At 71.2% G+C, this 25,648-nt stretch carries 27 protein-coding genes; 13 read left to right on the top strand and 14 right to left on the bottom strand.

Going from position 1 to position 25,648, the window contains the following annotated elements:
* Positions 1–57: 57 nt before the first annotated feature.
* Both ACS5PK_RS12110 and ACS5PK_RS12115 read right to left on the bottom strand, forming a co-directional pair.
* Positions 58–852 carry an SDR family NAD(P)-dependent oxidoreductase gene (locus ACS5PK_RS12110; RefSeq protein ID WP_439440497.1) on the bottom strand — a complete coding sequence of 265 codons (795 nt, stop codon included), beginning with the start codon at positions 850–852 and terminating at the stop codon, positions 58–60.
* A gap of 303 nt (positions 853–1,155) precedes the next feature.
* Positions 1,156–2,118 carry a hypothetical protein gene (locus tag ACS5PK_RS12115; protein WP_439440498.1) on the bottom strand — a complete coding sequence of 321 codons (963 nt, stop codon included), beginning with the start codon at positions 2,116–2,118 and terminating at the stop codon, positions 1,156–1,158.
* Between the two features lie 644 nt (positions 2,119–2,762).
* Here ACS5PK_RS12115 and ACS5PK_RS12120 point away from each other — a divergent pair.
* The 10 genes from ACS5PK_RS12120 (at position 2,763) to ACS5PK_RS12165 (ending at position 7,745) form a co-directional block, all read left to right on the top strand.
* Positions 2,763–3,122: a heavy metal-binding domain-containing protein gene (locus ACS5PK_RS12120; RefSeq protein ID WP_439440499.1), complete on the top strand. Its 360-nt coding sequence runs from the start codon at positions 2,763–2,765 to the stop codon at positions 3,120–3,122.
* A gap of 94 nt (positions 3,123–3,216) precedes the next feature.
* Complete coding sequence (locus ACS5PK_RS12125) at positions 3,217–3,549, top strand: hypothetical protein (protein ID WP_439440500.1); 333 nt, start codon at positions 3,217–3,219, stop codon at positions 3,547–3,549.
* 23 nt (positions 3,550–3,572) lie between these two features.
* Entirely contained in the window at positions 3,573–4,043 is a 471-nt protein-coding gene (locus ACS5PK_RS12130; RefSeq protein ID WP_439440501.1) for a hypothetical protein, read from the top strand.
* 40 nt (positions 4,044–4,083) lie between these two features.
* Positions 4,084–4,620 carry a DUF924 family protein gene (locus tag ACS5PK_RS12135; protein ID WP_439440502.1) on the top strand — a complete coding sequence of 179 codons (537 nt, stop codon included), beginning with the start codon at positions 4,084–4,086 and terminating at the stop codon, positions 4,618–4,620.
* Between the two features lie 63 nt (positions 4,621–4,683).
* Positions 4,684–5,181: a hypothetical protein gene (locus ACS5PK_RS12140; RefSeq protein ID WP_439440503.1), complete on the top strand. Its 498-nt coding sequence runs from the start codon at positions 4,684–4,686 to the stop codon at positions 5,179–5,181.
* Positions 5,178–5,684, top strand: coding sequence for a hypothetical protein (locus ACS5PK_RS12145; RefSeq protein ID WP_439440504.1), 507 nt, complete (start codon positions 5,178–5,180; stop codon positions 5,682–5,684). The genes ACS5PK_RS12140 and ACS5PK_RS12145 overlap by 4 nt, the downstream gene beginning before the upstream one ends.
* A 27-nt stretch (positions 5,685–5,711) precedes the next feature.
* On the top strand, positions 5,712–6,119 hold the full coding sequence (locus ACS5PK_RS12150) for a GFA family protein (protein WP_439440505.1): 408 nt from the start codon (positions 5,712–5,714) through the stop codon (positions 6,117–6,119).
* Positions 6,116–6,346 (top strand): cysteine-rich CWC family protein, encoded by a 231-nt coding sequence (locus tag ACS5PK_RS12155; RefSeq protein WP_439440506.1) that lies wholly within the window; start codon positions 6,116–6,118, stop codon positions 6,344–6,346. The genes ACS5PK_RS12150 and ACS5PK_RS12155 overlap by 4 nt, the downstream gene beginning before the upstream one ends.
* A 96-nt stretch (positions 6,347–6,442) precedes the next feature.
* On the top strand, positions 6,443–6,922 hold the full coding sequence (locus ACS5PK_RS12160; protein ID WP_439440507.1) for a hypothetical protein: 480 nt from the start codon (positions 6,443–6,445) through the stop codon (positions 6,920–6,922).
* Positions 6,912–7,745, top strand: a complete 834-nt coding sequence (locus ACS5PK_RS12165; RefSeq protein WP_439440508.1) for a DUF817 domain-containing protein — start codon at positions 6,912–6,914, stop codon at positions 7,743–7,745. Before ACS5PK_RS12160 ends, ACS5PK_RS12165 begins: the two co-directional genes overlap by 11 nt.
* Positions 7,746–7,754: 9 nt before the next feature.
* Here the strand turns inward: ACS5PK_RS12165 and ACS5PK_RS12170 are convergent, their stop codons facing one another.
* The 6 genes from ACS5PK_RS12170 to ACS5PK_RS12195 form a co-directional block, all read right to left on the bottom strand.
* Positions 7,755–8,840: an AraC family transcriptional regulator ligand-binding domain-containing protein gene (locus ACS5PK_RS12170; RefSeq protein ID WP_439440509.1), complete on the bottom strand. Its 1,086-nt coding sequence runs from the start codon at positions 8,838–8,840 to the stop codon at positions 7,755–7,757.
* Between the two features lie 58 nt (positions 8,841–8,898).
* Positions 8,899–10,479 carry an FGGY-family carbohydrate kinase gene (locus tag ACS5PK_RS12175; protein ID WP_439440510.1) on the bottom strand — a complete coding sequence of 527 codons (1,581 nt, stop codon included), beginning with the start codon at positions 10,477–10,479 and terminating at the stop codon, positions 8,899–8,901.
* Positions 10,476–12,068, bottom strand: a complete 1,593-nt coding sequence (locus ACS5PK_RS12180; RefSeq protein ID WP_439440511.1) for a glycerol-3-phosphate dehydrogenase/oxidase — start codon at positions 12,066–12,068, stop codon at positions 10,476–10,478. The genes ACS5PK_RS12175 and ACS5PK_RS12180 overlap by 4 nt, the downstream gene beginning before the upstream one ends.
* On the bottom strand, positions 12,065–13,696 hold the full coding sequence (locus tag ACS5PK_RS12185) for an FAD-binding oxidoreductase (RefSeq protein WP_439440512.1): 1,632 nt from the start codon (positions 13,694–13,696) through the stop codon (positions 12,065–12,067). The genes ACS5PK_RS12180 and ACS5PK_RS12185 overlap by 4 nt, the downstream gene beginning before the upstream one ends.
* A gap of 94 nt (positions 13,697–13,790) precedes the next feature.
* Positions 13,791–15,401 carry a GMC family oxidoreductase N-terminal domain-containing protein gene (locus ACS5PK_RS12190; RefSeq protein ID WP_439440513.1) on the bottom strand — a complete coding sequence of 537 codons (1,611 nt, stop codon included), beginning with the start codon at positions 15,399–15,401 and terminating at the stop codon, positions 13,791–13,793.
* A 10-nt stretch (positions 15,402–15,411) separates the two neighbouring features.
* Complete coding sequence (locus ACS5PK_RS12195) at positions 15,412–15,936, bottom strand: hypothetical protein (protein ID WP_439440514.1); 525 nt, start codon at positions 15,934–15,936, stop codon at positions 15,412–15,414.
* A 203-nt stretch (positions 15,937–16,139) separates the two neighbouring features.
* Here ACS5PK_RS12195 and ACS5PK_RS12200 point away from each other — a divergent pair, with 203 nt between their 5' ends.
* Positions 16,140–16,712, top strand: a complete 573-nt coding sequence (locus ACS5PK_RS12200; RefSeq protein WP_439440515.1) for a hypothetical protein — start codon at positions 16,140–16,142, stop codon at positions 16,710–16,712.
* Position 16,713: 1 nt separating this feature from the next.
* On the opposite strand, the gene ACS5PK_RS12205 is transcribed toward ACS5PK_RS12200, so the two are convergent.
* Positions 16,714–17,943, bottom strand: coding sequence for a patatin-like phospholipase family protein (locus ACS5PK_RS12205; protein WP_439440577.1), 1,230 nt, complete (start codon positions 17,941–17,943; stop codon positions 16,714–16,716).
* A 173-nt stretch (positions 17,944–18,116) separates the two neighbouring features.
* Here ACS5PK_RS12205 and ACS5PK_RS12210 point away from each other — a divergent pair, with 173 nt between their 5' ends.
* Positions 18,117–18,620 carry a 3'-5' exonuclease gene (locus ACS5PK_RS12210; RefSeq protein ID WP_439440516.1) on the top strand — a complete coding sequence of 168 codons (504 nt, stop codon included), beginning with the start codon at positions 18,117–18,119 and terminating at the stop codon, positions 18,618–18,620.
* Positions 18,621–18,750: 130 nt separating this feature from the next.
* Positions 18,751–19,185: a universal stress protein gene (locus ACS5PK_RS12215; RefSeq protein WP_439440517.1), complete on the top strand. Its 435-nt coding sequence runs from the start codon at positions 18,751–18,753 to the stop codon at positions 19,183–19,185.
* A 52-nt stretch (positions 19,186–19,237) separates the two neighbouring features.
* Here ACS5PK_RS12215 and ACS5PK_RS12220 read toward each other — a convergent pair whose 3' ends face one another.
* The 5 genes from ACS5PK_RS12220 to ACS5PK_RS12240 form a co-directional block, all read right to left on the bottom strand.
* On the bottom strand, positions 19,238–19,750 hold the full coding sequence (locus ACS5PK_RS12220; RefSeq protein WP_439440518.1) for an outer membrane beta-barrel protein: 513 nt from the start codon (positions 19,748–19,750) through the stop codon (positions 19,238–19,240).
* A 166-nt stretch (positions 19,751–19,916) separates the two neighbouring features.
* Positions 19,917–21,212 (bottom strand): alanine racemase, encoded by a 1,296-nt coding sequence (locus ACS5PK_RS12225; RefSeq protein WP_439440519.1) that lies wholly within the window; start codon positions 21,210–21,212, stop codon positions 19,917–19,919.
* Positions 21,205–22,692, bottom strand: a complete 1,488-nt coding sequence (locus tag ACS5PK_RS12230; RefSeq protein ID WP_439440520.1) for a D-arabinono-1,4-lactone oxidase — start codon at positions 22,690–22,692, stop codon at positions 21,205–21,207. The genes ACS5PK_RS12225 and ACS5PK_RS12230 overlap by 8 nt, the downstream gene beginning before the upstream one ends.
* Positions 22,689–23,054 (bottom strand): c-type cytochrome, encoded by a 366-nt coding sequence (locus ACS5PK_RS12235; protein WP_439440521.1) that lies wholly within the window; start codon positions 23,052–23,054, stop codon positions 22,689–22,691. The genes ACS5PK_RS12230 and ACS5PK_RS12235 overlap by 4 nt, the downstream gene beginning before the upstream one ends.
* Positions 23,054–25,507 (bottom strand): TonB-dependent receptor, encoded by a 2,454-nt coding sequence (locus ACS5PK_RS12240; protein ID WP_439440522.1) that lies wholly within the window; start codon positions 25,505–25,507, stop codon positions 23,054–23,056. The genes ACS5PK_RS12235 and ACS5PK_RS12240 overlap by 1 nt, the downstream gene beginning before the upstream one ends.
* Positions 25,508–25,648 lie beyond the last annotated feature (141 nt).

Here is a 25,648-nt window from a genome sequence, read left to right on the forward strand (position 1 = left end):
TAGCCGGGCGCCCCTGGGGGCACGCACCCGGCCAGGCCAGGTGAGGCGAGCGGCGACTCAGTTCGCCATCAGCCGATGGGCCATCCAGGTCTGCACGCGGCGCGGCACCAGCCGGGCGCTCCAGACGGTCAGCTTGTTGCCCAGGCCCGGCACCACGCTGGGCGTGCCGGCCTTCAGCGCCCGCAAGCCCAGGGCAGCCACCGGGCGGGACTTCATCATCAGCAGGCGCTGGTAGAGCGTGGGCCGCTGGCCGGAGACCGCCAGGAAGTTGGTGGCGGTGATGCCTGGCGACAGCACGCTCACCTTCACGCCCCGCGGCGCCAACTCGGCGTTGAGGGCCTCGCCGAAGAGCAGCACATAGGCCTTGCTGGCTGCATAGGCCGCGTAGGTGGGCGTGGCCTGGTAGCCGCCGATGCTGGCCACCAGCAGGATGTGGCCGTGACCGCGCCGGGCCATGTCGGCACCGAAGACGTGGGTCAGCTCGGTGAGGCTGGCGGTGTTGAGCTGCAGCATGTCAAGCGTGCGGTCCAGGGGCTGCGCCAGCAAGGGGCCATAGAGACCATAGCCGGCGTTGTTGATGAGGATGTCGACAGGAATGCCATGCCCATCCAGACGGCGCTTCAGCGCGCTGCCGGCGCCTGGCTGGGCCAGGTCCACGCCTTCCACCACCACCTCGACACCATGCCGGGCCCGCAGTTGCGCCGCCAGGGCCTCCATGGGCTCGGTGCGCCGCGCCGCCAGCACCAGATTCACGCCCTGCTCGGCCAGCAGGGTGGCGAAGTCCACACCGAAACCGCTGGAGGCGCCAGTCACCAGAGCCCACTGGCCGGTCCATTCGCGCGACTTGCTCATCACTTGCTCCTTGCTTAAATGACCAACGGTCAGTTGATGGTTGAATTTGAAATGACCGTCGGTCAGTTGTCAAGAGGATGCTGTCAGTCGCGGGCGGTCGCTGACGTGAAAGCGCTCACGGGAAGCGGGTGGCTGACCGCGGGGAATCCGGCCAGTGCAGGCTGGTTCGGGCAGGACTCGCAGCCGGCAGGCGCCGGGGTGGCGCCGCAGGCGCTGTTGCGAGGCGCTCCGTGGGGAGGGGCGGGTGGATGCTGGCAAGGCGGGCGGGCCCGGCGTGGTGGCCCGCCTGAGTCCGGGGCTTGGTCAGGGCAGGCGCAAAGTGTCGCGTTCGCCCACGCGGACCTCCTGCGCGGGCCCGTTGCCGATGCTGTAGCTCACGATGAGGATCTTGCGCTGGCCGGGGTAGGGGTCGCCGCCGCCGAGCTGGTTGTCCACATGGACCTCCAGGCTCTGGCCATTGCGGACCAGCTTGCGCAGGCGGGCGGTGATGTCCCAGTCGCGGCCGCTGGCGCCGTAGGTGGCTCGCAGGATGCGCAGGTTGCCGCGCTCCTCGCGGCCGTGCCAGCCGCCGCGCCAGTTGTCATCGCCCCAGTTGCCGCCGCCCCAGCCGGTGAACTGATGGCCGTCGATGTGGCTGAACTCCTCGTACTCGAAGGTCCGCACATCGCCACCGCGACCACGGGCATAGATGCGCAGGGTCTTGCGGCGGCCGGGGTCGGGGTCGGCGCCGAAGAGGTCGTTGGTGATGCGCACGCGGGCATCGTTGCGTGCCAGCTCCTTGAGGCGATGGGTCACGTCCATATTGCGCTCGGCGGTGCCGTAGCGGGCCTGGAGGATCTGGTAGTCGCCATCGTCCCCGTTGCGGCGAGGCACCTCGGGGTCAGCGTTCCAGCCGCCCTCCCAGCGCTCGTGGCCCCAGTTGCCGCGGCCCCAGCCGATGAACTGGTTGCCGTCGATGTGGCTGAACTCTTCGTAGTCGAAGGTGCGGGTCCCGCCGTCCGGACCCTGCGCGATGATGCGCAGGGTCTTGCGATGGCCTGGTGCCGGGTCAACGCCGAAGAGATCGTTGGTGATGCGCACGCGGCGGTCCTCGCGGGCCAGCTCGCGCAGGCGGGGCGTGACGTCCACATTGCGATCGGCCGTGCCGTAGCGGGCCTGCAGGATCTTGTAGTCACCATCGTCGCGGTCGGCGAAAGCCGGGCGGGTCAGGATGCCCAGCAGGGCGGTGGCAAGGCTGGCTTGCAGCAGCTGTCTTCTGTGGTTCATGGTTCTTCTCCAGGACTGAATGCGTGTATGCGACCGTCACGCCCTGCCCTCAACGGGGCAGGCAAGGCTTGGGTGGACGTGCGTTGTGCGCCCGGGCAGTATCGGGCCTGTGCGCCCCTGGACGGCTCTTGCATCGTTGCCATCCGCCAGGCCCGAGGGACGCCGGACATGTCCATCGATCCAGAATCCACCGATACCCGGCTGCAAGCGCAGGGAGCCATCGAGGCCATGTCATGGGTCGGACTTCTGGGCGAGGCCCCCCGCGAGGCACTGGACGCCCTGGACCTGGCCCGTTTCCGAGTTCTGCTCCAGCGCAGGCGGATCCCGCTGGGAGCTCCATCCCGGCGGTGGCGAATTCGTCTGTCTGCTTGAAGGTGAGGTGGCGATGCTCCTCGTGCCGGCCGACGACCTTCAACCCATCCGGCTCAAGGACCGCGGGGCCGTGGTCGTGCCGCGCGGATGCTGGTACACGGCCATGGTGCCCGCGCCCAGCCGCCTGCTGCTCATCACCCGGGGGCGGGCACGGAGCACTGCCCGGCTTGAGCATCCGGTGTCGGCCCTTCCGCTACCATGCTGCCCGCAGCCTCAAGAGAAGGCAGTAGAACGAGCCCGCCACGGGGGCTCGCAACAGGCGAGGGCAGGAAATGATCACCACCACCACACCAGGGATCGAGGGGGCGGCCATCAGCCGCTATCTGGGCATCGTCACCGGCGAGGTGATCCTGGGCACGAACATGTTCCGCGACATGGTTGCCGATTTCCGGGACCGCTTCGGCGGTCGTGTCGGCGGCTACGAGAGAAACCTCGCTCAGGCGCGCACCCATGCCCTGCGGCAGATGCAGACCCAAGCCATGGAGCTGGGCGGCAACGCCGTCGTCGGTGTGAAGCTGGACTACGAAACGGTGGGGCCACAGGGCAGCCTGCTGATGGTCACGGCCAGCGGCACCGCGGTGCTGGCCGAGCGGCCGGGTCTGGCTGCGGCGGGCGCTGGCCGCGAGCCATGACGGCCGCCCAGTCGCTCAGGCCTGAGGGGGCGTTGCCTGCGGCCGCATCGCCGGAACCTGGAGTTCTGGGCCGTGGAGGGCCGGGAGGCGTGCGATGTACCTGATCATCCTGGCAATGCTGCTGGCGGGCTCCGTCTGGCTGGGCTGGCGCCTCTGGCGCTCGCGCTATCGACGTGCCGCAATGGGCGGCCTCGCCGTGGGGACCGGCCTGCTCTTTGCCGTGCCCTTTGCCTATGGCTGCCTGTTCGGCTTCACCTTCCTGCACGGCTCGGCGCGGCCGGGGCTGGAGGCGGGCCTCTACAGCGCGGCCTTCGCCCTCTGGTTCCTGGCACCCATCGGCCTGCCCCTGTCCATGCTGGCGGGCGCGCTGTGGCAGTGGCTGCGCGGCCCGGCAATTCCTCGGGCGGGTCAGGAACCGGGCCAATGAACATGCCGACAAAGGACACAAGGATGGATACACAAGCAGCTCCCGCTGCCGCAGCGCAGGCTGCCCCGCTGCTGACACCGCCCCGGCTCTGGAACCCCGGAGCCGCAGTCGGGTGGAGTCTGCTGCTCAGCCCGGTCTTCGGCGCCGTCCTGCAGATGAAGAACTGGCAGGCGATGGGCGAGACCACGAAGGCATTCGATGCCAAGCTGTGGGCCGTCGGCATGGCCGTCGCCATCTTCGGCGTGACGCTGGCCCTGGTGGTACTGCCGCAGAGCCGCCTGCTGGATGCGCTGGGGCATGCGGTCGGGCTGCCGCTGCTCATCGGCTGGTACTACGCGACGGCCAAGGCGCAGGTCACGCGCGTGGCGGCACTCTACGGGCGCCAATACCCGCGGCGCGGCTGGGGCCGCCCGCTCCTGGCTGGCCTGGGGGCGGTGCTCGGCGTGATCCTGTTCATTCTTGTCCTGGATGCCTTGCTGGAGTCGCTGCGCTGAGCGCAGGGGGCCCAGACGCCGTCAGCAGAGGAGCCATCAAATGCACCAGCAGGTCCTGCAGTTCTGGTTTCATGACATCGAACCCCGCCAGTGGTGGGTCGTCGATCCCGCCTTCGATGCGCAGCTGCGCGAGCGTTTTCTGCCCCTTCTGGAGCAGGCCGCGCAGGCCGAGCTGCAGGACTGGCGCCGCACGCCCCAGGGCCGTCTGGCCGAGGTGATCGTGCTGGACCAGTTCTCGCGCAACATCTTCCGCGGCACGCCGCGCGCCTTCGCCCAGGACCCGCTGGCGCTTGGCCTGGCGCAGGAGGCCCTGGCGTCCGGCGCGCTGCAAGTGCTGCCGGAAGAACAGCGGAGCTTTCTGCTGATGCCCTTCATGCACAGCGAGTCGCGCCGCATCCATGAGCAAGCCGATCGGCTGTTCGCCCAATGGGCGCCGGGCAACAGCCATGACTTCGAGCTGCGCCACAAGGCCATCATCGACCGCTTCGGCCGCTACCCCCATCGCAATGCCATCCTGGGGCGCGTGTCGACGCCCGAGGAGCAGGCCTTTCTGCGGCAGCCGGGCTCGAGCTTCTGACCCGCACACGGAGACCGGTCCTTGCCCCTTGCTCGCACGCGTGCGCTCTCTCCACTGCAGACCATGGCGGCAGCATCCGCCGCCCTGGGGCTGCTGGGCTGGGGCCTGTCCCTGCATCTGGCCGGTGCTGATCCGCTGGCCGAGCTCCGCCTGCAGCCGGGGCGCTACACGCTCGTCGAGGCGCCGGTGCTGACGGTCAGACCTGCCGATGAAACCCGTTCGCGGCCCGCCCGGGTGCTGCTGGCCTTGCGCGCCCCCGAGGGGCAGCCGGTGGAGGCCGAGGTCCGGGACGTGGCCCGGTTGCCGCCGACTGCGCTGCAGGCCCTGCTGCAGCTGCCGCCCGACAGCCCGCTGGAGCTGCGCCTGGACGCGCGCGGCCGGGTATGGGCGCTCTCGACCGCAGGCCTCAGCGTGCTGCCGGAACAGCTGCTGCGCGAGGCGGCCCTGTCACGTCACCGGGATTCGGTCTTCGGGACGCGCTTCGTGGGCTCCGTCTTTCTGGTGGTGTCCCTGGTGATCGGAGGCGTGGTCTTTCTCCGGAAGCGAAAGGGGAACGCATGACGCGCGCTGCCGGATGGCCCGCGGCCGTGCTGGCCGGCTTCGTCGTCCTGTTGGGCGGCTGTGCCTCGCCGAACACCCTGCGTCCCTTCAGTACCGACGGCTGCAGCCTTTACCCCGACCGCTCAGTGGCGAGGGGCCAGGACTGGTGCGCCTGCTGCGTCGCCCATGACCGGGCCTACTGGCGCGGAGGCAGCGAGGCCGAACGCCTGCGCGCCGACGAGGCCCTGCGCGCCTGCGTGCAGGAGCGCACGGACGACCCGGCCCGGGCCGCGACCATGTTCCGCGGCGTGCGCATCGGCGGCAGCGCCTGGTGGCCCACGCCCTTCCGCTGGGCCTATGGCTGGGGCTACGGGCGCTACTATCGTCCCCTGGACCAGGCCGAGTCCGCCGAGGCCGACCGGCTGGAGGCGCTGTACGAGGCCGAGGTCGGCTTCGACCCATGCCCGGGGCAGTCGCCGCCGCGGCGCGCGCCGCTGCCGGTGTCCTCCCCGGCCAAGCGCTGACACCATGCCTGAAGGAGTGCCCTCGCCATGCTGATCCACGGCAGCTGCCATTGCCAGAATCTGCGCTTTCGCCTGCAGTGGCCCGACGATGCCCTGCCCATCCCCGCGCGCGCCTGCGGCTGCAGCTTCTGCCGCAAGCATGGTGGGGTGTGGACGGCCCATCCCGGGGCGCAGCTGAGCCTGCAGGTCGAACACCCCGAGGACGTGATCCGCTATGCCTTCGAGACTCGCACGGCCGACTTCCACCTCTGCGCACGCTGCGGCGTCGCGCCCTGGGTCAGCAGCGAGATCGACGGCCGCCGTTATGCGGTGGTCAGCGTCAATGCCTTCGACGGCGTCGATGCGGCCCTGCTGCAGCGTGCCGAGGTGAGCTTCGAGGGCGAGGCCCTGGATGATCGCCTGCGCCGCCGGGCCTCGCGATGGATCCCGCTATGAAGCCCCTGCCCAACACCCGCTGCCCCCTGTGCGGCGGCAGCAATGAATGCACGCCGGCCCGCACCGGCAGCTTCGAGGGCGACTGCTGGTGCCGCACCACGCCCGTGAGCCCCGAGGCCCTGGCCCGCGTGCCGCCCGCGCTGCGCATGCAGGCCTGCCTGTGCCCGCGCTGTGCGCAGGGGCTGGCGCCGCTGCAGACGCCTGGGAGCGAGCCGCCCGGGGCCTGAGACCCGCTACCATGCGGGCCGCAGCGGGGCCGTCATGGCATGGGCAGGCCTCGCCATCCACAAAAAATGCCCAAGGATTGCCTGAGGAGGATCCCCTTGAAGAAACTGTTCTGGCCGCTGTTCCTGCTTGCGGCCTGGTTCTTGCACGGCCAGCAGGTGTTCTCGCAGTCTCGCCTGATTCCCTGGGTCATGCGTCATCAGATGCAGATCTATGCCGGCGATTCCAAAGCCTGCGATGCCTACACGGACGACGTCGAGGTCTCCCTCTGGGCCGAGGAGCGCAAGGGCCACTGGGAGGTCGAGGGGGGCAAGGCGGAGCTCTGCGACTACTTCCGGCACGCCTCGGCCGCCTACGTACTGATGGACGCCTCGGTGCACACCGAGTTCGCCGACTTCTCCGTCCAGCGCAGCAGCTTTCCCTGGACGGAGGCCACGCTGCGCTACACCGCCAACATCACCATGACCGCGCCCAATCTGCCCGACATGCACATCCAGGCGCAGGATGAGCTCAAGCTGGTGCGTTCCCTGCTGGGCGTGAAGATCAAGGCCCTGGAGTCCCGCACGGATGAGCGCTGAGGGCTGGCGCGTGCCAGCCCTGGAGCTCTGGCATTTCACTCGCAAGGAGGCGCAGGCCTGCGTCTTCGCCGGCCTCTTCTTCCTGGCCGTCTTCCTGGTGCCGCGCGGCGGGGGGCTGGGGCTGCCGCGCTACGACCTGCTGCTGATCATCGCCCTGGGCCTGCAGTGGATCCTCTGGCGCCTGGGCCTGGAAAGCGCAGACGAGATCAAGGCCATCGCGGCCTTCCATCTGCTGGGCCTGGCGCTGGAACTGTTCAAGACCTCATCGGCCATCGGTTCCTGGAGCTATCCCGAGCCGGCCTTTACCAAGCTCTTTGGCGTACCGCTGTTCTCCGGCTTCATGTACGCCGCGGTGGGCAGCTACATCATCCAGGCCTGGCGGCTCTTCGACTTGCGCATCCTGCACCATCCACCCTACTGGATGGCCGCGCTGGTGGCAGCGGCGCTGTACCTCAACTTCTTCACTCAGCACTTCATCGGCGACTGGCGCTGGCATCTGGCCGCCCTGGCCCTGGGGCTCTATGCACGCTCGACCGTGGTTTTCCGCCCCTGGCAGCGGGACCTGCGCATGCCGCTGCCGCTGGCCCTGGTGCTGATCGGTTTCTTCATCTGGCTGGCCGAGAACCTGGGCACCTTCCTGGGCCTGTGGCGCTACCCGAACCAACTGGGCGCCTGGGCGACGGTGCACGTCAGCAAGTGGAGCGCCTGGAGCCTGCTGGTGCTGATGAGTTTCACCCTGGTGGTGCAGCTCAAGCACATCAAGGCCCGGATCCACGTGCCTGCGGACCCGGCCCCGGGCTGGCTGCAGGGCGTGCGCGACTGAGTGAATGGATCAGCGCTGCTGCGCCCGCCAGGCCGCGGGCGAGGCGCCGAACCACAGCTTGAAGGCGTGATTGAAGCTGCTCTGCTCGCTGAAGCCCAGCAGAAAGGCCACATCGGTCAGCGAAAGCTCGGGCTGGCGCAGGTAGCGCCGGGCCAGCTCCTGCCGCACCTCGTCCAACAGCTGGCTGAAGCTGTGGCCCGATTCCGCCAGGCGCCGCTGCAGGCTGCGAGCCGACAGCTGGCGGCTCTCGGCCAGCAGGGCCAGGGTCGCGCGCCCCTGCATCAGCTGGGCGGCGATGTCCTGGCGCAGGGCCTGGACCAGGGCGGGCTCCTGGGTCTCGCGCAGGCGCGCCGAGAGCCGGGCCTCGGCCGCCTCGGACAGGGCCGGGAACATGCTGGCATCGGCATTGGCCAGGGGCAGGTCCAGCAGGCTGGCGGGAAAACGCGCCTCGGTGACGGCCGCACCGAACTCCACGGGCACGCCCAGCAGCTGGCTGTACCACGCGGCCGTCTCGGCCTCGGCCGGCACATGGGCGAATCGCAGATGGCTCAGCGGCAGCTGCCGGCCCACCAGCCAGTGGCCGAAGCTGTAGATGCCCATCATCACGCTCTCCTGCAGCTGGTCCGCGCCGGGGCGGTCCAGCCAGGGGCTGTGCCAGCGGTAGACGGCGGTGTCGCCCTCCACGCTCAGCTCGCTGCGGCCCAGGTCATGGGCCAGGCCCTCGAAGCGCTGGGTCTGGACCAGGGCTGAGCGCACGTCCGGGCAGGCGCACAGCACCAGGCCGTAGCTGGCGAAGGTGGAGAGCTGCATGCGCCGGCCCACTTCCAGCCCGAAGCGGCGGTGGCCCAGCTGGCGCGCGGCCTCGTGCAGGAAGGCGATGTAGCGGTCCACCGGCAGGGCCTCGGGCAGCTGCAGGGGCTGGGCGGCCAGGGCGGGCCAGTTGCAGGCCCTGGCCAGGGCGGCGAGGTCCAGACCTAGGGACTGCGCCGTCTCCACCGCCGTGCGCGCATAGGCGCCCACCACGCGCGCATGGGCGGCGCCGGGCAGGCGTTGCAGCGGGTGGGGCTCCGGGGTGACGGACGGGCGTTCGAGCATGGGCCGAAGTGTGCCGCAAGCGCAGCAGCCCTCGGCCTGGTCCGGCTTCCCGGTGGCGTCAGCGCGGGTGGAGGATGTCCTGCAGCTCCGCGTACAGCGGCCGCAGCGGCTCGTACATGCGCTTGTAGACGCGCTGGTAGAGCGCCTCGTAGCGCTCGGCGTGGGCGGGCACCGGCTCGAAGGTCTGGCCCAGGCGGGTCATGGCGGCGACGGCGCTGGCATGGTCCCGGTACAGGCCCAGGCCCACGGCGCCCGCGATGGCGGCCCCCAGGCCCGAGGTCTCGTAGGTGTGCGGGCGCGAGGTGGGCAGGTTGAAGATGTCGGCCGTCAGCTGCAGGGCGGCGTCGGACTGCGAACCCCCGCCCGAGACCCGCAGGCTGGTGATGGCTGTCTTGCCGCGGCGCTGGATACGCTCGGCGCCCTCGCGCAGGGCATAGGCCAGGCCTTCGAGGATGGCGCGGTAGAGGTGGGCGCGGGTGTGCACATCGGAGAAACCGATCACCGCCCCCCGCGCATCCGGCCCCGGATGGCGGATGCCCGGCGTCCAGTAGGGCTGCAGCATCAGGCCCTCGCTGCCGGGGGGCACGGCACGCACCAGCTGGTCGAAGAGCACCTCGGGCACCACGCCCTGCTCGCCGGCCGCCACGCACTCGGGGTGGCCGAACTGTTCCTTGAACCAGCTGACCATCCAGTAGCCGCGGAAGATCTGCACCTCGGTGTTGTACTGGCCGGGCAGCAGGGCCGGGTAGGGCGGGATGAAGGGCAGGGCCTCGACGTAACGTGGCGTGGTGATGTCGATGGTGGCCGTGGTGCCGTAGCTCAGCGCGCCGATGTCCGGCGTGATGGCCCCGGCGCCGACGATCTCGCAGGCTTTGTCTGCGGCCCCGGCGATCACCGGCAGGCCCTCGGGCAGGCCGCAGGCCGCGGCGGCCTCGCGGGTCAGGCCGCCGATGGTGCTGCCCACGGGCAGCAGCTCGGGCATCTGCTCCGGGGTGGTGGCCAGGGCCTGCCATTTCCAGTCCCAGCCCGGCGCCCAGGCCTGGCGCTTGAAGTCGAAGGGCAGGTAGCCCACCTGGCAGGCCACGGAATCGGCGAAGCGGCCGGTGAGCTTGTAGTTGAACCAGCCCGAGAGCAGCAGCAGCTTGTGCGTGCGGCGCGCGACATCGGGCTCGTGCTCGGCGATCCAGTTGATCTCGGCCTCGCGGCTGAAATAGTCGATGGTGCTGTCCACCCGCGCGGCCTTGAAGGCCAGGCGCCACCACGGGGCCACGGGCCGGGCGCGGCTGGCGCGGCGCTGGTCCAGCCAGATGATGAAGCGGCGCAAGGCCTGACCCCCGGCATCCACCGGCACCAGGCTGCCGCGCTGCGTGGTGACCACCAGGCCCTTGACCGCGGCCTTGAGATGCGGGTGCGTCTGCCACAAGCCGCGGCAGACGCCGGCCGCTGCCTGCCAGAAGGCCTCGGCGTCGTGCTCCAGCCAGCCCTCATGCAGGCTCACGTAGTCGTCCAGCGATTGCTGGCACTTGGCCAGCAGGCGGCCCTGCAGGTCGAAGAGCAGGGCGCGCACGCTCTGCGTGCCGCAGTCCAGGCTGAGGATGAGTTCGTCCGGGCGGGCGGGGGAGGAAGTCTCAGCAGTCATGGGCGCCATTCTGTGGGAGTGCCGTAGCAGCGCAGCACCTGTTCGCGGTAGCGGTGGCATTCGTCGTCCCAGCGCTCGTCGCTCCAGCCCAGCGTGTCCTGCACCAGAGGGCGCAGTGTGTGCAGCAGGGTCGTGCCGCCGTCGCGCAGCAGCAGACCCGTGCGGCTGCGGCGCAGCAGCAGGTCGTCCAGGTGCAGCACCGCTTCATGGCGGCAAGCGTAGCGCAGCTCGGCCATGCAGCACTGGGCATGCGGGAGCTCCTGCAGCTCGCCCGGCCGGGCCTCGGCCAGCAGGGTGGCGGTGGCGTCGCCGTAGCGGGCCAGCAGGCGCTGGCGCAGCGCCTCGGGCAGGGCGCGTGCAGCCTGCAGGCTGGCGATGCCGGGGGCGCGCAGCAGAGGCGCATCGGGTCGCAGGCGCTGCAGGGCAGGCACCTCGGCCTGCACGCGGCGCAGGGCCTGGATGGCGCTGGAACGGAAGGTGGTGAGCTTGCCGCCGCTGACGGTCAGCAGGCCGCGCTCGCAGAGGATCAGGTGCTCGCGCGCCTCCTTGGAGGGCTCGCGCTGGTCACCCGAGTCCAGCACCGGGCGCACGCCGGAGAAGGTGGACACCACGTCCTCCAGGCCCAGGTCCAGGCTGGGGAAGGCGGCGCGGGCGGCCTGCATGAGGTAGTCGAACTCCGCGGCGCTGATGCCGGGCTCGCGGTCCAGCGGGTCGCGGTGGTCCAGGTCCGTGGTGCCCAGCAGGGTGCGACCCTCCCAGGGCAGGGCGAAGACGGGCCGGCCGTCCTTGGGATGGAAGAAGGCCAGGGCCTGGGCCACGGGCAGGCGCCAGGCCTCGAAGAGGAGGTGGCTGCCGCGCAGAGGGCGCAGCTTGGGCTGCTCGCCCAGCCCTTGGCGCAGGCTGTCCGCCCAGGCGCCGGTCGCGTTGACGACCACGCGCGCTTGCACGTCCAGGGTCTCGCCGCTGGCCGCATCGCGCAGGCAGGCGCCCTGCACGCGGCCCTCTGCCTCGATGAGGCTCTCGGCGGCCACGTGGTTGAGCGTCAGGGCGCCGTGCAGGCGGGCCTCGGCCAGCACGCGCAGGACGAGGCGGGCGTCATCGGTCTGCGCGTCCAGGTAGGACCAGCCACCGGCAAGGCCGCGGTCCTCCAGGTGTGGCGCCTGCGCCAGCACCGCCGCGGGTGCATGCCACGCGCGGGTGCGGCGGCCGGCGAAGAAGTCGTACATCGCCAGCCCCAGGCCCAGGATGCGCCGGCCCTTGCGGTCCCCGTGGTGCACGGGCAGCAGGAAGCGAAGCGGCGTCACCAGGCCGGGCATGTCGCGCAGCAGGGCCTTGCGTTCGCGCACGGACTCGCGGGTCAGGCCGATCTGCCCCTGGGCCAGGTAGCGCAGGCCGCCATGGACCAGCTTGGAAGACTTGGACGAGGTGCCGCCCGCGAAGTCCCGCGCCTCGACCAGGGCCACACGGGCTCCGCAGCGCGCGGCCTCCAGGGCCACGCCCGCCCCGGCGATGCCGCCACCGATGACCAGCAGGTCCAGGGGCTCGGTCTCGTGCCGCCGCAGCGCGGCCCAGGACTCGGCGCGCTTCATGGCTGGCGGCGGGCCGTCGCGGGCCGCAGATTGCCGGAATCCAGCAGGCCGTGGGGGTCTGCCTCGCGGATCAGGCCGTCGATCAGGCGCAGCCCCGTCGCGCCCTTCTCGGCGCCGAGGTAGGGCGCATGGTCCTTGCCCACGCCGTGCTGGTGGCTGATGGTGCCGCCCTCGCGCACGATGGCCTCACTGACCGCGCCCTTGAGCGACTGCCAGCGCGCCCAGGCGCTGTCGAAGTCCGGTCCGATGCGGAATACGAAGGTGCTGTAGACGCTGGAGCCCTGCGGGTAGACGTGCGAGAGATGCGTGTAGGCATGGCAGCGTTCGCCATGGCCGGCCAGCGCGCTGCGGCCGGCGTGCTCCATGGCCTGCATCATGGGCGTGACGCGCGGCCAGTCGCAGGCGGTCTCCATGGTGTCCACCGCATAGCCGGCCTCCCACAGCGCATTGCGCAGGTAGACGCCTCGGAAGCGCTTGGCCGCCCACTTGCGCCCCAGCAGCGTGCCGGTGGAGACCCCGCCCTGCGCGCGCAGCAGCGGCCTGGCCAGCGCCTGCATGGCGCGCACCTGGGCGGCGCCGCCGGTGAAGCCCAGCATCAGCAGGACCTTGCCCTCGCCGCAGCCGCGCAGAGCGAGGTAGCGCTCCAGCCAGGCGATGGCGCCAGCGTGGCCGGCCAGCTTCAGCGTGGTGAGGGTCTCGGTGGCATTGGCCAGACGCATCATCGACAGGCCCAGGCGAGCCTGCGCCAGGGCCTGCACGGCGGCCTGCCCGCGCTCCCAGCTGGGCAGGAACCAGGCGACGAAGTCCTCGCGCTCGGGCACGCGGCTGATGCGCACGCTGGCCTCGGTGATCACGCCCAGGCGGCCTTCCGAGCCCAGCACCCATTCGCGCAGATCAGGTCCGGCCGCCGAGGCAGGCAGGGTGGGGATGTCCAGGGTGGACGCAGGTAGCTCCACGCGGCCGCCCGCAAAAAGCGCCTCGATGCGCCCATAACGCGCAGACTGCTGGCCCGAGGAGCGCGTGGCGATCCAGCCGCCCAGGGAGGCGTATTCGAAGCTCTGCGGATAGTGGCCCAGCATCCAGCCCTCGGCGCGCAGCTGCGCCTCCAGGTCCGGGCCCAGCACGCCGGCCTCGAAGCGCGCCAGCTGCGAGGCGGCATCCAGGCTCAGCAGGCGGCGCAGGCGCTGCATGGACAGCATCAGCACCGGACTATCGCCCGCTGGCGGCGAGAGGTGGCCGACCACGCTGGTGGCCCCGCCCACGGGGATCACGATCAGGCCTTGCTGGCCTGCCCAGTCCAGCAGCGGGCGGACCTGCTCCACGGTGTCTGGATAGGCCACGGCATCGCAGACCGGGCCGATCTGCCCGAAGCGCAGGCGCAGCCAGTCGCCCAGGCTCTGGCCGAAACTGGCGCGCAGGCGGTCCTCGGCGTCGGTGTTCAGGGGCACGGGGGCGCCGTGCAGCTGCGCGGCGCTCAGCCGCGAGGCCGGCAGCCGTGCCAGCGCCGCCGCGAAACTCGCGTCCTGCGGCGGCGCGCCCGACCCCAGGGCCTCCTCCAGAAAGCCCCGGGCGCCCTCGTCAATGGTCGCGTGGATGGATTCGTCGCCCCAACCGTTCCAGCGTCGCATCGCGTCTTCCCCTCATGATCTGATGAGAGCGAAGCTTAGGGAGCGGCGCGCCGCCTGGCTTGGTCTTTGGCGACGCGGGGCTTGTGATTTGGCGTCAGGCCGCGCTGAGGTCCCGGCCACCCAGCTCGCGCGCCAGCCCGACCGTGAGCCGCGTGGCCTGGCCGTAGATGGAGAGCTGGGGGTTGGCGCCGATGCTGGTCGGGAAGAGGGAGCCGTCGTGCACCGAGAGATTGCGCAGCTGCCAGTGCCGGCCATCGGGCCGCACCACGCCGCGCGAGGCGTCCGCCGCCATGCCGCAGCCGCCCATGACATGGGCGCTGACCAGGCGCAGCTGCTGCGCGCCCAGGGGCAGGGCCTGGATCTGGGCCTTCGCCTCGGCCCAGCTCTTCACGAAGCGGCCCTGCTCGTGCAGGGGCATCACCGTGCGGGCGCCGGCCGCGAACTGCAGCTCGGCCATGGCCAGCAGGGCGCGGCGGGCGCCGTCCAGCACGGCCTCGGTGAGCGGGTAGTCCAGCACCGGGCTGCCGTCGCCGCGCAGCTGCACCCGGCCGCCGGGCGACTCGGGGTGGAAGCCGTCGCGCAGCAGGGCCAGCACCGCCTGGGCGTGGGGGAACTGCTTCAGGGTCTGCACATAGCCCTCGCCCAGGCCGACCAGGGTCGAGGCCATCAGGGCCGGGTGCAGGGGCGGCACCTCCAGCTTGAAGCCCAGGGGGCCGTCGATGGGGTCGGTGTGCAGGAAATGGTCGGTGTAGACGCTTTGCGGTGCGCCGGCCCAGCCCTCGATGCGCTCGTCGAACATCGCCGCCGAGATCACCACCGGGTGCAGGAAGGTGCGGCGGCCCAGGCGCTGGTGGGGGTCGGGCGCGTGGGAGCGCAGCAGCAGGGCGGGCGAGTTGATCGCGCCGCCGGCCACCAGGTAGTGGCGGGCCCGCACGCGCAGCTCGGGGCCGGCGGGGGCGTCGTTGAGGGTCACGGGGCGGCAGACGAGGGCCTGCACGGTGTCACCGGACCATTCCAGGCGCTCGGCGCGCGTCTGCACCAGCAGCGTGGCCCCACCGGCCAGGGCGGCGGGGATGGTGGTCAGCAGCATGGACTGCTTGGCATTGGTGGGGCAGCCCAGGCCGCAGGAGCCCAGGTTCCAGCAGCCCTTCACATTGCGCGGGATGCGCTTGGTCTCCAGCTTCAGCACCTGCAGGCCGCGCTCCAGGGCGCTGTTGTTGGCGTTGGGCGTGCCTTCCCAGTCGTGCACGTTCAGCCGCGCCTCGGCCTGGGCGAACCAGGGCGCCATGGCGGCCTCGTTGAGCTCCGTCAGGCCGAACTCGCGGCCCCAGAAGGCCAGGGTGTCGGGCGGCGTGCGGAAGCTGCTGGTCCAGTTGACCGTGGTGGAGCCGCCCACGCAGCGGCCCTGCAGGATGTTGAAGGCCTTGTCGGCGGTCTTGCGCGCGGCGGCCTCCTGGTAGAGGCTGGTGTAGGCCTCGGCCTCGCGCTGCTTGAAGTCGCTGCTGGAACGCAGGGGGCCGGCCTCGATGATCAGCACCTTCAGCCCGGCCTTGACCAGCAGCTCGGCGCTGATGCCCGCGCCCGCGCCGCTGCCCACGATGGCGACGTCGCAGTCCAGCTCGGCAGGCAGCGGCGCGTGGCCGCCGCCCAGCACACGCCAGCCCTGGGCCAGGCCCTCGCGGATGGGGTCTTGGAACATGCTCATGCGCGCGGCCTCATTCGAAGGAGTGCGGGCCGGGATAGCCCATCAGGGACCAGTGCGCGGGGGCACTGAAAAAGACGGCGCAGTGCAGGTCGCGCAGGGCCTGGTAGGCCTGTTCGCGCAGGCTGATGCGCGAGTTGCGCATGGACTGCAGCGCGGCCTGCACGGCGGGGATCTCCGCCTCGGGCCAATCGCTGGCCAGACCGGCCAGGCCGCGGCGGCCGGCGGCGCTGCTGAGCACGGTCAGCAGCTGGCCCAGCTCGGCCTGCATGGCGGGCGGGAAGCCGGCGATGGCGCCGTCGACCAGGTCCAGGTGGGCCTGCAGGGCGCGGCGGCGCTCGGCGGCCTCGGCAGGCCAGGCGCCGTCCAGCACGGCCAGGGCGACGGCGCCCATCAGCGCGCGGCTGCGGGGGCTCTGCCGCAGCGGGCCGTCGGCCGAGGCCTGCAGGCCCGGCTCGACGCCGCGCAGGCCCAGGCCGGCCAGGGCCAGCAGGAGGCCGCTGCCCAGGCCCAGCTTCATGAGGGTTCGACGTTGCATGGCGATCAGCGAGGGCCCGCGGCGCACCGGTCTGGCGCACCGGCCTGGGCCGGATGTTTCTAAGCTGGGCGCAGCCTAGTCGCAAGAGGCGGGGCTCACCAAGAGGGTGCACGCGTAGATAGAGTCTCCCGCCTAAAGCCATGACAGGCCCTGACAGGCCATGACAGGCGCCACGCCCCGGCAGCGGACGCCACAATGGGCCCATGAACACCCTGCCTGCCCTGCCAGATGCCGACCGTCCCTGGTCCGCCGCCTTGCTGGACCTGGTGGCGCACAAGCCTGCGTCCGGCGAATCGCCACGCCCGCTCGCCGAGCGCGAGGCCCGGGCCCGCGCCCTGACCGAGGCCGCCGCGCGCAAGGCCGCCGCCACCGCGGCCGGCCTGGCCCTGCCGCCGGGGCCGCTGGGCTGGCTGACGGTGCTGCCCGAGCTGCTGGCCGTCTGGCGCATCCAGGCGCAGCTGGTGGCTGATGTGGCCGCGCTGCACGGCCACAGCGCCGAGCTGGGGCGGGACCAGATGCTCTACTGCCTCTTCCGCCATACCGCCGCCCAGGCCGTGCGCGACCTCGCCGTGCGGGCGGGCGAGCGTGCGGGCCAGGCGGTGCTGCAGCGCGTGCTGCAGGCCATCGGCGTCAAGCTGGGCGAGCGCAGCCTGGGCAGCGCCGTGGCGCGCTGGGTGCCGCTGGCGGGCGCCGCCGGGGTCGGCGCCTATGCATGGTGGGACACCCGCCAGGTCGGGCGCAGCGCGCAGGCGCTGTTCGCCTCGCTGCCGGATTGAGTCACCGGCCCGCCTGCAGCGCCGCCGGCTGCGCCTCGCCCCTGCGCTGCGGGGCCTGGTCCCAGCCGAAGAAGGCCAGCACGCGCTCCTTCTGGGCCAGGGTGTCCTGCTCGCCCAGGGCCATCAGGGCCTGGGTGTAGGGCGCCTCGAAGAGCAGGTAGCTGGCCAGGGCCGCGCCCTGTCCCTGGCCCTGCTGCACGCCCACGGCCCGCAGCAGCAGGCGGATGGGCTTGGGCAGGTCTTCCACATGCCGCGCGGCCAGGTCGTCCAGACGCTGGCTGGGCGAGATCACCAGAGCCTCGATGGGCTGCAGGGGGCTGTACTTGCGGCTCTCTGCTGGCATCAGCGAAAGGGTGCGGTTGATGCGCTGCATGCGCTCGATGTCCACCGCCAGCGCATCCAGGAAGATGCTGGACAGCGCATGCCCCGCGATCTGGGCCAGGCTGGGGTAGCCCTGGTCCGGCGTCTTGCGGCCCTGGGGCTCGTGCATGCGGCCTGCGCCTATCACCAGCAGGCGCTTGGCCCCGAGGTGGATGGCGGGCGACAGCGGGGCGCTCTGGCGCATGGAGCCGTCGCCGAACCAGGCGCGGTCGGTCTCGCCGCCCAGCTGCTTGGCCGGGAAGATGAAGGGGATTGCGGCGCTGGCCAGCAGGTGCTGGTGGTTCAGCTGCGTGGGCACGGCCAGGCGCTGCGAGCGCACCCAGGGCTCGATGGGCCGGGCGCTTTGATAGAAGGTCACGTGCTCGCCGCTGCTGTAGCTGGAGGCGGTGACGGCCAGGGCATGCAGGTGGCGGCGCCCCAGGATGGCGGGCAGCCGGTCCATGGGCACCAGCTCGCGCAGCAGGTCCTGCAGCGGGTCGTTGTTCAGCAGGGACTGCGGCCGCAGCCGCGCCAGGGCCCAGCCGAAGGACATCATGGTCAGCCAGCGTGCGCCGCTGCCCGCCACGCCGAGGGAGTCGCTGCGGTAGACCTGCTCGGCGCGAAAGTTCCGCCAGACATGGGCCAGGCGCTCCACCGCACCGTCGAACTGGTCGGCGCCGCAGGCCAGGGCCGTGCCGTTGATGGCACCGGCCGAGGTGCCCACGATCACGCCGAAGGGATTGCTGCGGCTGCTGCCCTCGCCCTGGGCTTCGCGCCGCAGCCGCACCAGGGTCTGCAGCACGCCGACCTGGTAGGCCGCACGTGCGCCGCCACCGCTGAGGACCAGTCCGGTCAGGGGAAAGTCGTGCATGGTCTTGCCGGGCTTGCGCAAAGCCGCTGCTGGGAAAAGGCGATTGGACACCGGCTTGGCGCCGCCGGAACTCCTGGCTTGCACGGAGCGCCCCCTGGACACGGTGCTTGCACGGGCTGCACGCCCCGGGGCAAGCGTCCTACACTGCAGCGACTGCCCTTGCTGGACACCCCATGCAACTGCCCACCATGCTTGATGTGGAGGCCTCCGGCTTTGGCCGGGGCAGTTATCCCATCGAGATCGGTTTCGTGGAGGCCGGGGGCGGCCTGTTCTGCTCCCTGGTCCGCCCCGCGCCGGACTGGCAGCACTGGGACCCCGCCGCCGAAGCCCTGCATGGCATCAGCCGCGAGCTGCTGCAGCGCCATGGCCGGCCAGTGGACTGGGTGGCGGCGGAGCTGAACCGCCGGCTGGCCGGCCAGACCGTCTACTGCGACGGCTGGGCCCACGACTACCCCTGGATCGCCCGCCTCTTCGATGAAGCCGAGCTGAACCCGGCCTTCCGCCTGGAGGATGTGCGCACCCTGCTCAGCGAGCGGGAGCTGGGCGGCTGGGACCGCAGCCTGCAGACCCTGCGCGAGGAACTGCGACCCGAACGCCACCGCGCCAGCAGCGATGCCCGCATGCTGCAGCTGTGCGTGCAGCGCGTGCGCTCGGTCCTGCTGCCTGGGCGGGCTTGAGCTGGGTCAACCGACGCGGGCTTGCCGGGCCGTCCGGCTTGGGATGATTCGGCGACGGGGCTAAGCTCGGGGTGACAGGTCCCGGCCCTGACCGGCGCCCATGTACCGCCATCCAGAGACAGGAGCCCCCATGTTCCAGCGCATCCTCTTCCCCACCGACGGTTCGGCTACCGCCCTCAAGGCCTGTGGCGTGGCCGTGGACATGGCCCGGCGCTACGGTGCCACGCTGCAGGCCGTCAGCGTCATCGACCCGGTGCCCTTCGTGGCCTTTCCGGAAGGCGGGGGCGAGGCCCTGGCCTATTACCTGGAAGCCGCGGAGCAGTCGGCGAACGAGGGCATTGCCCAGGCCCGCCAACTGGCCGCGTCCGCAGGCGTGCCCTTCGAGAGCCTGATCCTGCGCGAGCACGGGCCGGCCGTGGCCGTGGTCGAGCAGGCCAAGGCCAGCGGGGCCGAGCTCATCGTCATGGGCTCCCATGGCCGCCGCGGGCTGGACGCCGTGATCCTGGGCAGCGTGGCGCAGAAGGTGCTGACGCTCTCCTCGGTGCCGGTGCTGATCGTCAAATGAAAAAGGCCGGTGGCAATGCCACCGGCCTTCAGGCCAGCAAAGGCGTCGGGAATCAGAAGGCGAACTTCACGCCCACGGACAGCACCTGGACTTCCTTCACAGGCTTCTGGAATTCCACGCGCAGGGCCACATCCTTGGTGAAGGCGTAGCTGGCGCCGATGCCCCACAGGAACTTGGTCTCGTTGCTGCTGTCGCTGTAGGTGACGTTGCCTTCCTTGATCTTGACGTCACCGCGCAGGCTGTTCAGGCCCAGGCGACCGTAGACGCTGAACTCGTTGCTCACGGGAGCGCTGAACACGCCGGAGAACTGCAGGGCGTACAGGTCCACCGAAGCGGAGACACTGCCTTGGCTCGCGGTTTCCTTGAGCAGCGAGCGGTAGCCGGCTTCCAGGGAGACGGTGTCGTTCAGCTTGTAGCCGCCGAACACGGCCAGGCCCGTCTTGTTGAAGGAGACGCCGTTTTGGCTGAAACGGTTACGGCCGACATCACCGCCAGCGTAGAAATCGCCAGCGAAGGCGGGCGCGGTGAATGCGGCGGCCATGGCCAGAGCCATCAGTTTCTTCATGAGATTCCCTCGGTGAATTGAATGCTTGTACGTGCGGCCGGATGGCTCACGCACTTCTTTCGCAGTAGGCCCAGGTCGGGCCGGAAAGAGCGCGCATTCTAGGCATGTCTGCGGGCCTCATGACCGAAGTCATTGGATTTGATGCCACACCCCGTTGGGGGGGGGGCTATGCAGAGGCCGCCATGGTGGGCCACTCGCTGCTGATGTCTTTGCCGTCATAGATCAGCAGTTCGCCGAACTGCAGCAGCAAGGCCTCGCTCTGGCGCGGCCGCCAGAACACCAGCTCGTCCGGCTGCAGGGCCACGGTATTGCTGGCCACCATCACCTGCTGGTTGGAGCTGGGGCCGTAGAGCCCGCTGGCCTGCAGGCCCGGTGGCGACACGGGGTCGGCCAGCCAATGCCCGCCGTGGATGGCGTAGCCGCGCGTCTGGTTGCGGTCCCAGGCCTGGGCCGCGCGGCTCAGCCAGGTCGCGCCTTCGGGCAGTCGGAAGCGCGGCCAGGCCTTGAGCACCGGCGTGGCGATGAAGACGGCCGGCTGCAGGTCTGACAGCAGGGGCTTGTCGAAGTCCGAGGGCAGCAGGGCGGCGGAGCCCACCGAGACCTCGTTGGGCACGCCCTGGCCATCGTGCAGACGGAAGGTGGGCGAGCCGGCGGTGTTGAGGGTCAGGTCTTGCTTCTTCTGCGGGCCCAGCAGCTGCTGGGCCAGCGCCCAGGCGCGCTCGTAGCGCTGGCGGGCTGTCTCCCAGGCCGTGCTGCGCATGCCGGCGATGTCCGGCAGGGCGGCCACGTGGGCGTCGTAGCCCATGAAGCCGCGCCACTGCAGGCCGGGGGAGGACCGGAAGCTCGACAGCGCCCGGCCCAGCGCGGCCTCGTCCTCGAAGCCGCCGCGGTGCAGGCCCACGTCGATCTCCAGGTTGACGCGCAAGACCTGACCCTTGGCCTGCGCCAACTGGCGGTACTGGGCCAGCCGCTCCTCGGTGTCGACCAGCCATTCGATGGCAGCGATGCGCTCGCGCGGCAGCTGCTCCAGCAGCTGCGCGGCGGCGGCCACGGGGAAGGGCTTGCCCAGCAGGACCTGGGCATCCGGCCGGGCCTGCAGCAGCGCGGCCGTCTGGGCGGCATTGAAGGCCATGACCTTGCGGCTGCCCCAGGCCTGGGCCACTTCATCCATCAGCGGCAGGCAAGGCAGGGACTTCAGCACCGCGCGCAGGGCCATGCCTGTCTTCTGCTGATGGCTGCCGATGCGGGCAATGTTGGCGCGCAGCCGTGGCAGGTCCACCACCAGCCGTGCCTGTGCCATGCCTACGGCCTGCAGCGCCCGGCCCAGGGCCTGGAAATATGGCTCGGCCGGGCCGCCCCGGTCGGAGGGCCGGGCCAGCCAGGGGCCGCCGACGGCCAGCAGGCCGGTCGTGCCCAGCCAGCGGCGGCGGCTCCAGCGGCGGGCCTTGGGGGCGTCAGGCACGGGAAGTCCCTCCGAAAATCTGCTGCAGATGGCTGTTGAGCAGGCGACCGCGCGGGTCCAGCTGCTCGCGCAACTGCTGGAAGTCCTTGAAGCGCGGATAGAGCGCGGCAAGCTCGCGTGCGCCCAGCCCGTGCAGCTTGCCCCAGTGCGGCCGGCCGCCGTGGCGTTGGAAGATGGGGCCGATCTCACCGAGCAGGTAGTCATGCGCCTCGCCGGCCTTGGCGTGCACGGCCACCGAGCAGCTGTCGCGCTCGAAGAATGGGCTCAGCCAGGCGTGGTCGGCCCGCACCCATCGGAACTCCAGCGGGAAGAAGACCTCGTTGCGCTTCTCAAGCGCAGCGACCACGGCACGCAGGCACGGCAGGCCTTGCTCGCGCGGCAGGTGGTACTCGGTCTCGTTGAAGCGGGTGGGCCGCGCGGTGGACAGCAGCTTGTGCGACCAGTCCAGTGCATGCTCGGTCTGCGCCGGGTCTATCAGCCGGGCTGCGGCCCAGCGCCGCAGCTGGGGCCAGCGGCCCAGCCAGTCGCGCAGCTTCTGCAGGTCGGCCAGCACGTCCTCGTCGGCGCTGTGGGGGCGCTCGGGCGGTCCCTGCGGTACCTCGATGTGGGTGATGCCGGCCGCGTAGCCGGTGAAGGGCAGCACGTAGAGCTCGAAATGGCGGCTCTCCCGGGCCAGGGCGGGGGCGCGCTCCAGCAGGGACTCAGTGCGCTCCAGCCAGACCTTGCGGCGCAGCATGTAGCGGGGCCGCACGCGCAGGGTGTACTCGGTGATCACGCCCAGGGCGCCGAGGGAGACGCGCGCGGCGTCAAAGAGCTCGGGGTCCTTCAGCCGGCTGGCTTCGCGCAGCTCGCCCTGGGGCGTGAGCAGGCGCAGGGCCTGGACCTCGGCATGCAGGGCGGGCAGGGTGAGGCCGGTGCCGTGGGTGCCGGTGGAGAGGGCGCCTGCCAGGGTCTGCACGTCGATGTCGGGTTGGTTGTGCAGGGCCAGGCCTTGCGCGTCCAGCTCGCGGGCCAGCGTGCCCAGGCGGGTGCCGGCCTTCACGCGCACCGTCATCGCGGTCTTGTCCACCTCGACGATGCCGCTGAGCCGGTCCAGGGAGATCAGGGTGCCCGGCGTGGGCACCAGGGCGGTGAAGCTGTGGCCGGCGCCCACGCAGCGCAGCGGGCCCTTCAGTGCGGGCAGGCTGGCGGCCAGCTGTTCCTCGGAAGTGGGCAGCAGCCAGGCCGCCTCGCAGCGCTGCAGGCCGGACCAGTTCTGCCAGGCGCGCGGCGGCTGGGCCGGCAGGGGCGAAACTGCGGGCGCGGCGGAGGCGGCCGTGCTGGCTGGCGGCACGGCCGTGCGCGCGGTCGGCCGCGCGGGGGCTGGGGGGCGGGCCGAGGCGGGCGGCGCAGAAGCCGTCTCCGTCTGCGCCAGCGCAGGCAGGGCCAGGCCGCCGCTCAGGGCGGCCGCGGTCTTGAGGCAATCGCGTCTTGAAGTCATGGCGTCGGGCCACTCATGAAACGGGTCAGGGATTCGAAGTCCTGCGGGCTGCAGTCGGCGCACAGGCCGCCGGCGGGCATGCCGCCCTTGCCTGTCTGGACGCTTTGTACCAGCGCGGGCAGGCCGCGCGCCAGGCGCGTGCCCCAGCTGGGCGCATGGTGGCTCAGCGGGGCGCCGCTGTCGGGGCGCGCATGGCACAGCACGCAGGACTGCTCATAGCGCTGGGCCAGGCGGGCGTCGGCGGGGCGGGCACGTTCGGCGCGCTCGACATCGGCCGGGCCGGGCGCCTGGGGCGCCTGCCCACATCCGGCCAGCAGTGCTGCCGCCAGCAACGCCAGGGCTTGGGGCCAGGTCTTGCCCATCAATAGCTCACTCGCGCTTCCAGAGCCAGGCTGCGCGGCTTGCTCAGGGTGGCGTAGGCGGCGCCCAGGGGCGCGGCCTCATACCAGACGCGCTGGATCTCGCGCCGGTCCAGCAGATTGCGGCCGACCAGGGCCAGGCCCCAGCGGCCGTCGGCGGACTCCCAGGCCAGGCGGCCGTCCAGGCGCTGCCGGCTGCCGCCCACGCGCCAGCCCTGGCCCTGCAGGCACAGGCCCTGGACGTAGGACTCCTCGCTGCAGCGCGTGGCGCTCTGGTGGCTCCATTGAAGGCGCAGGCTGGCCAGGCCACCGGCCGCGCTCCAGCCGTGCTCGCCGCCGACGCTGGCCTGGAGCCGGGGCGCGCCCGCGGGCTGGCCGTCCAGGGCATGGCCCAAGCTGCTTTGGCCGTGGCGGTAGGTCTGGTCCAGCCATTGCACATTGGCGAAGAGCTGCCAGCTGCGGCTGGGCTGCCAGCGCAGGTCCAGGTCGGCGCCGCGGGCCTGCTGGTCGCTGAGGGTGACCTGGTAGGCGGGAATGCCGCCGCCGGCATTGGGCACCAGCTGCAGGGTCTGGAGGTTGTCGAAGCGGTACTGGAATAGCGAGGCCGCGTAGCTCAGGCCGGCAGCGGCCCACTGGCCCTTGGCGCCCAGCTCGAGGTTGCGCACATGCTCGGGCTCGTAGACCGAGTTGACCTGCAGGCTGTTGAAGCCGCCGGCCTGGTAGCCCTTGCTCCAGGAGCCGTAGATCATCAGGTGCTGGCTCAGCCGGTGATCCAGCACCAGGCGCGGGCTGGCGTCATGCCAGCGTTGGCGGCGCTCCACCGGGGTCGTGGTGGCGCCGCTGGTGGCGATCAGCACGTTGCCGGCCATGGCGCCCTGCAGCTGCGCAGCCTGTTCCTCGCTGATCGCGCCCGCCGCCACGAGGCCGGGGAAGAAGCCGGCGCCGTCCAGCGCCGAGAGCTGCGCATCCAGCCCGGGCGCGCTGCGCAGGGGGTTGGACCAACGGAAGGTCTTGCGGTCCTGCGTCAGGCGCAGGCCCGTGGTGAGCCGGGTGGCGGGGCTCAGCGTCCAGATCAGGTCCCCATAGACCGCCATGGCCCGGAAGGCGCCCCGATTGTCCATCTGCTCGTGCCAGGCCTGGCCGCGCAGGTCCAGGCCGGGGATGCCCACGGCGTCGATCAGGCCGTTGACGGTGCTGAAGAGCGGCAGGCCCAGGACGTTGCCGGAGAGCGTGTCCAGGGCGGTGGTGGTGCTGTCCACGTCTGCGCTCTGTCGGGCCGTCTCCTGGTAGAAGCTCAGGCCGGCCATCCAGTCCAGCAGGGCGTTCTTGCTGCTGAGGCGGAACTCCTGCTGCCAGCTCGTATTGCCCTCGCGGTTGGTGGTGGCCAGGAAGAGCGCGGGGTTGGCCGTGCCGTCGTTGTCCTGGCGGTTGCGGCTGTTGAAGTGGCGCCAGGCGGTGAGGGACTGCAGTTCCGCGCCCGCCAGCCAGCCGCCCAGGGGCCAGCTCAGGCGCAGGGTGGCGCCTTGGTAGTCGCGCGATTCGCCCTGGTCGGCGACGTCATTGCGCCAGGGCGTGGTGAGCGGATTGGCGTAGCTGGCCGGATCGGCAGGGAAGGGCGGCAGGCCGGACTGCAGCGCCACCAGACCGATGGCGGGGCGGGCGTTCTGCTTCAGCGTCTCCTGCTCCACGCTCAGCAGCGCGCGGGCCGATTCACCCTGCCACAGCAGGCTGGCGCGCAGGCCCCAGCTGTGGTCGCCGCCGAAGCGCTGGCCCGTGCCGGCGTCCTGCGTGAAGCCGTCGCTGCGCTGGCTGACCAGGGTGGCGCGCAGGGCGAGGTCGGCGTTCAGCGGCTCGTTCACCAGCAGTTGCACGTCGCGCTGGCCGCGCTCCCCCAGACGCAGCAGGGCGCTGCCCTTGCGCTCGAACTCGGGCTCGTTGCTCACGATGCTGATGGCCCCGCCCGCGCTATTGCGGCCGAAGAGCGTGCCCTGCGGCCCCTTGAGCACCTCGATGCGCTTCACGTCGTTGAAGTTGAGCAGTGCGCCGCCGGTCTTGCCGGCATAGACGCCGTCCACATACACCCCCACCGGCGAATCCGTGCCGATGCCGAAGTCCAGCGTGCCGATGCCGCGCAGGCTGAGGCTGGGCTGGGTGGCCTGGGTCGTGTCCATGGCAAGACCTGGCACCGTGGCGGCGAGATCGCCCAGCTTGGCCGCACCACTCTTCTTCAACTGCTCGGCGCCCAGCACCTGGATGGGGATGGGCACGCTCTGCAGCTGCTGCACCCGGCCCTGGCCGGAGACCACCACGGCCTCCAGCTTCGCCTTCTCCGCCCCTTCGCCGCCCTCCGCGTTCTGTGCCCGCGTCGGACTGGCGGCCAGAGCCCAGATGGCCAGGCACAGGGCATGGGGAAGCAGGGGCTGGCGCTGCTGCAAGCGCCGGTGGGTCGTGGGCATGGCAGTCTCCTGGTGGCCGGGGTGGCTCTTAAATGTAATGATGACTATATTTGTAGTGGCAACGGGCGCGATACGGACAATCCCCGGGGTACCCGATCCAGGCTGCTTCGATCTGGAGCAGCGCTCGCATAGACTCCCTCC

Origin of the sequence: Roseateles sp. DB2, from assembly GCF_051857535.1 — a bacterium.
In the GTDB taxonomy this organism is placed as follows: domain Bacteria; phylum Pseudomonadota; class Gammaproteobacteria; order Burkholderiales; family Burkholderiaceae_C; genus Roseateles_B.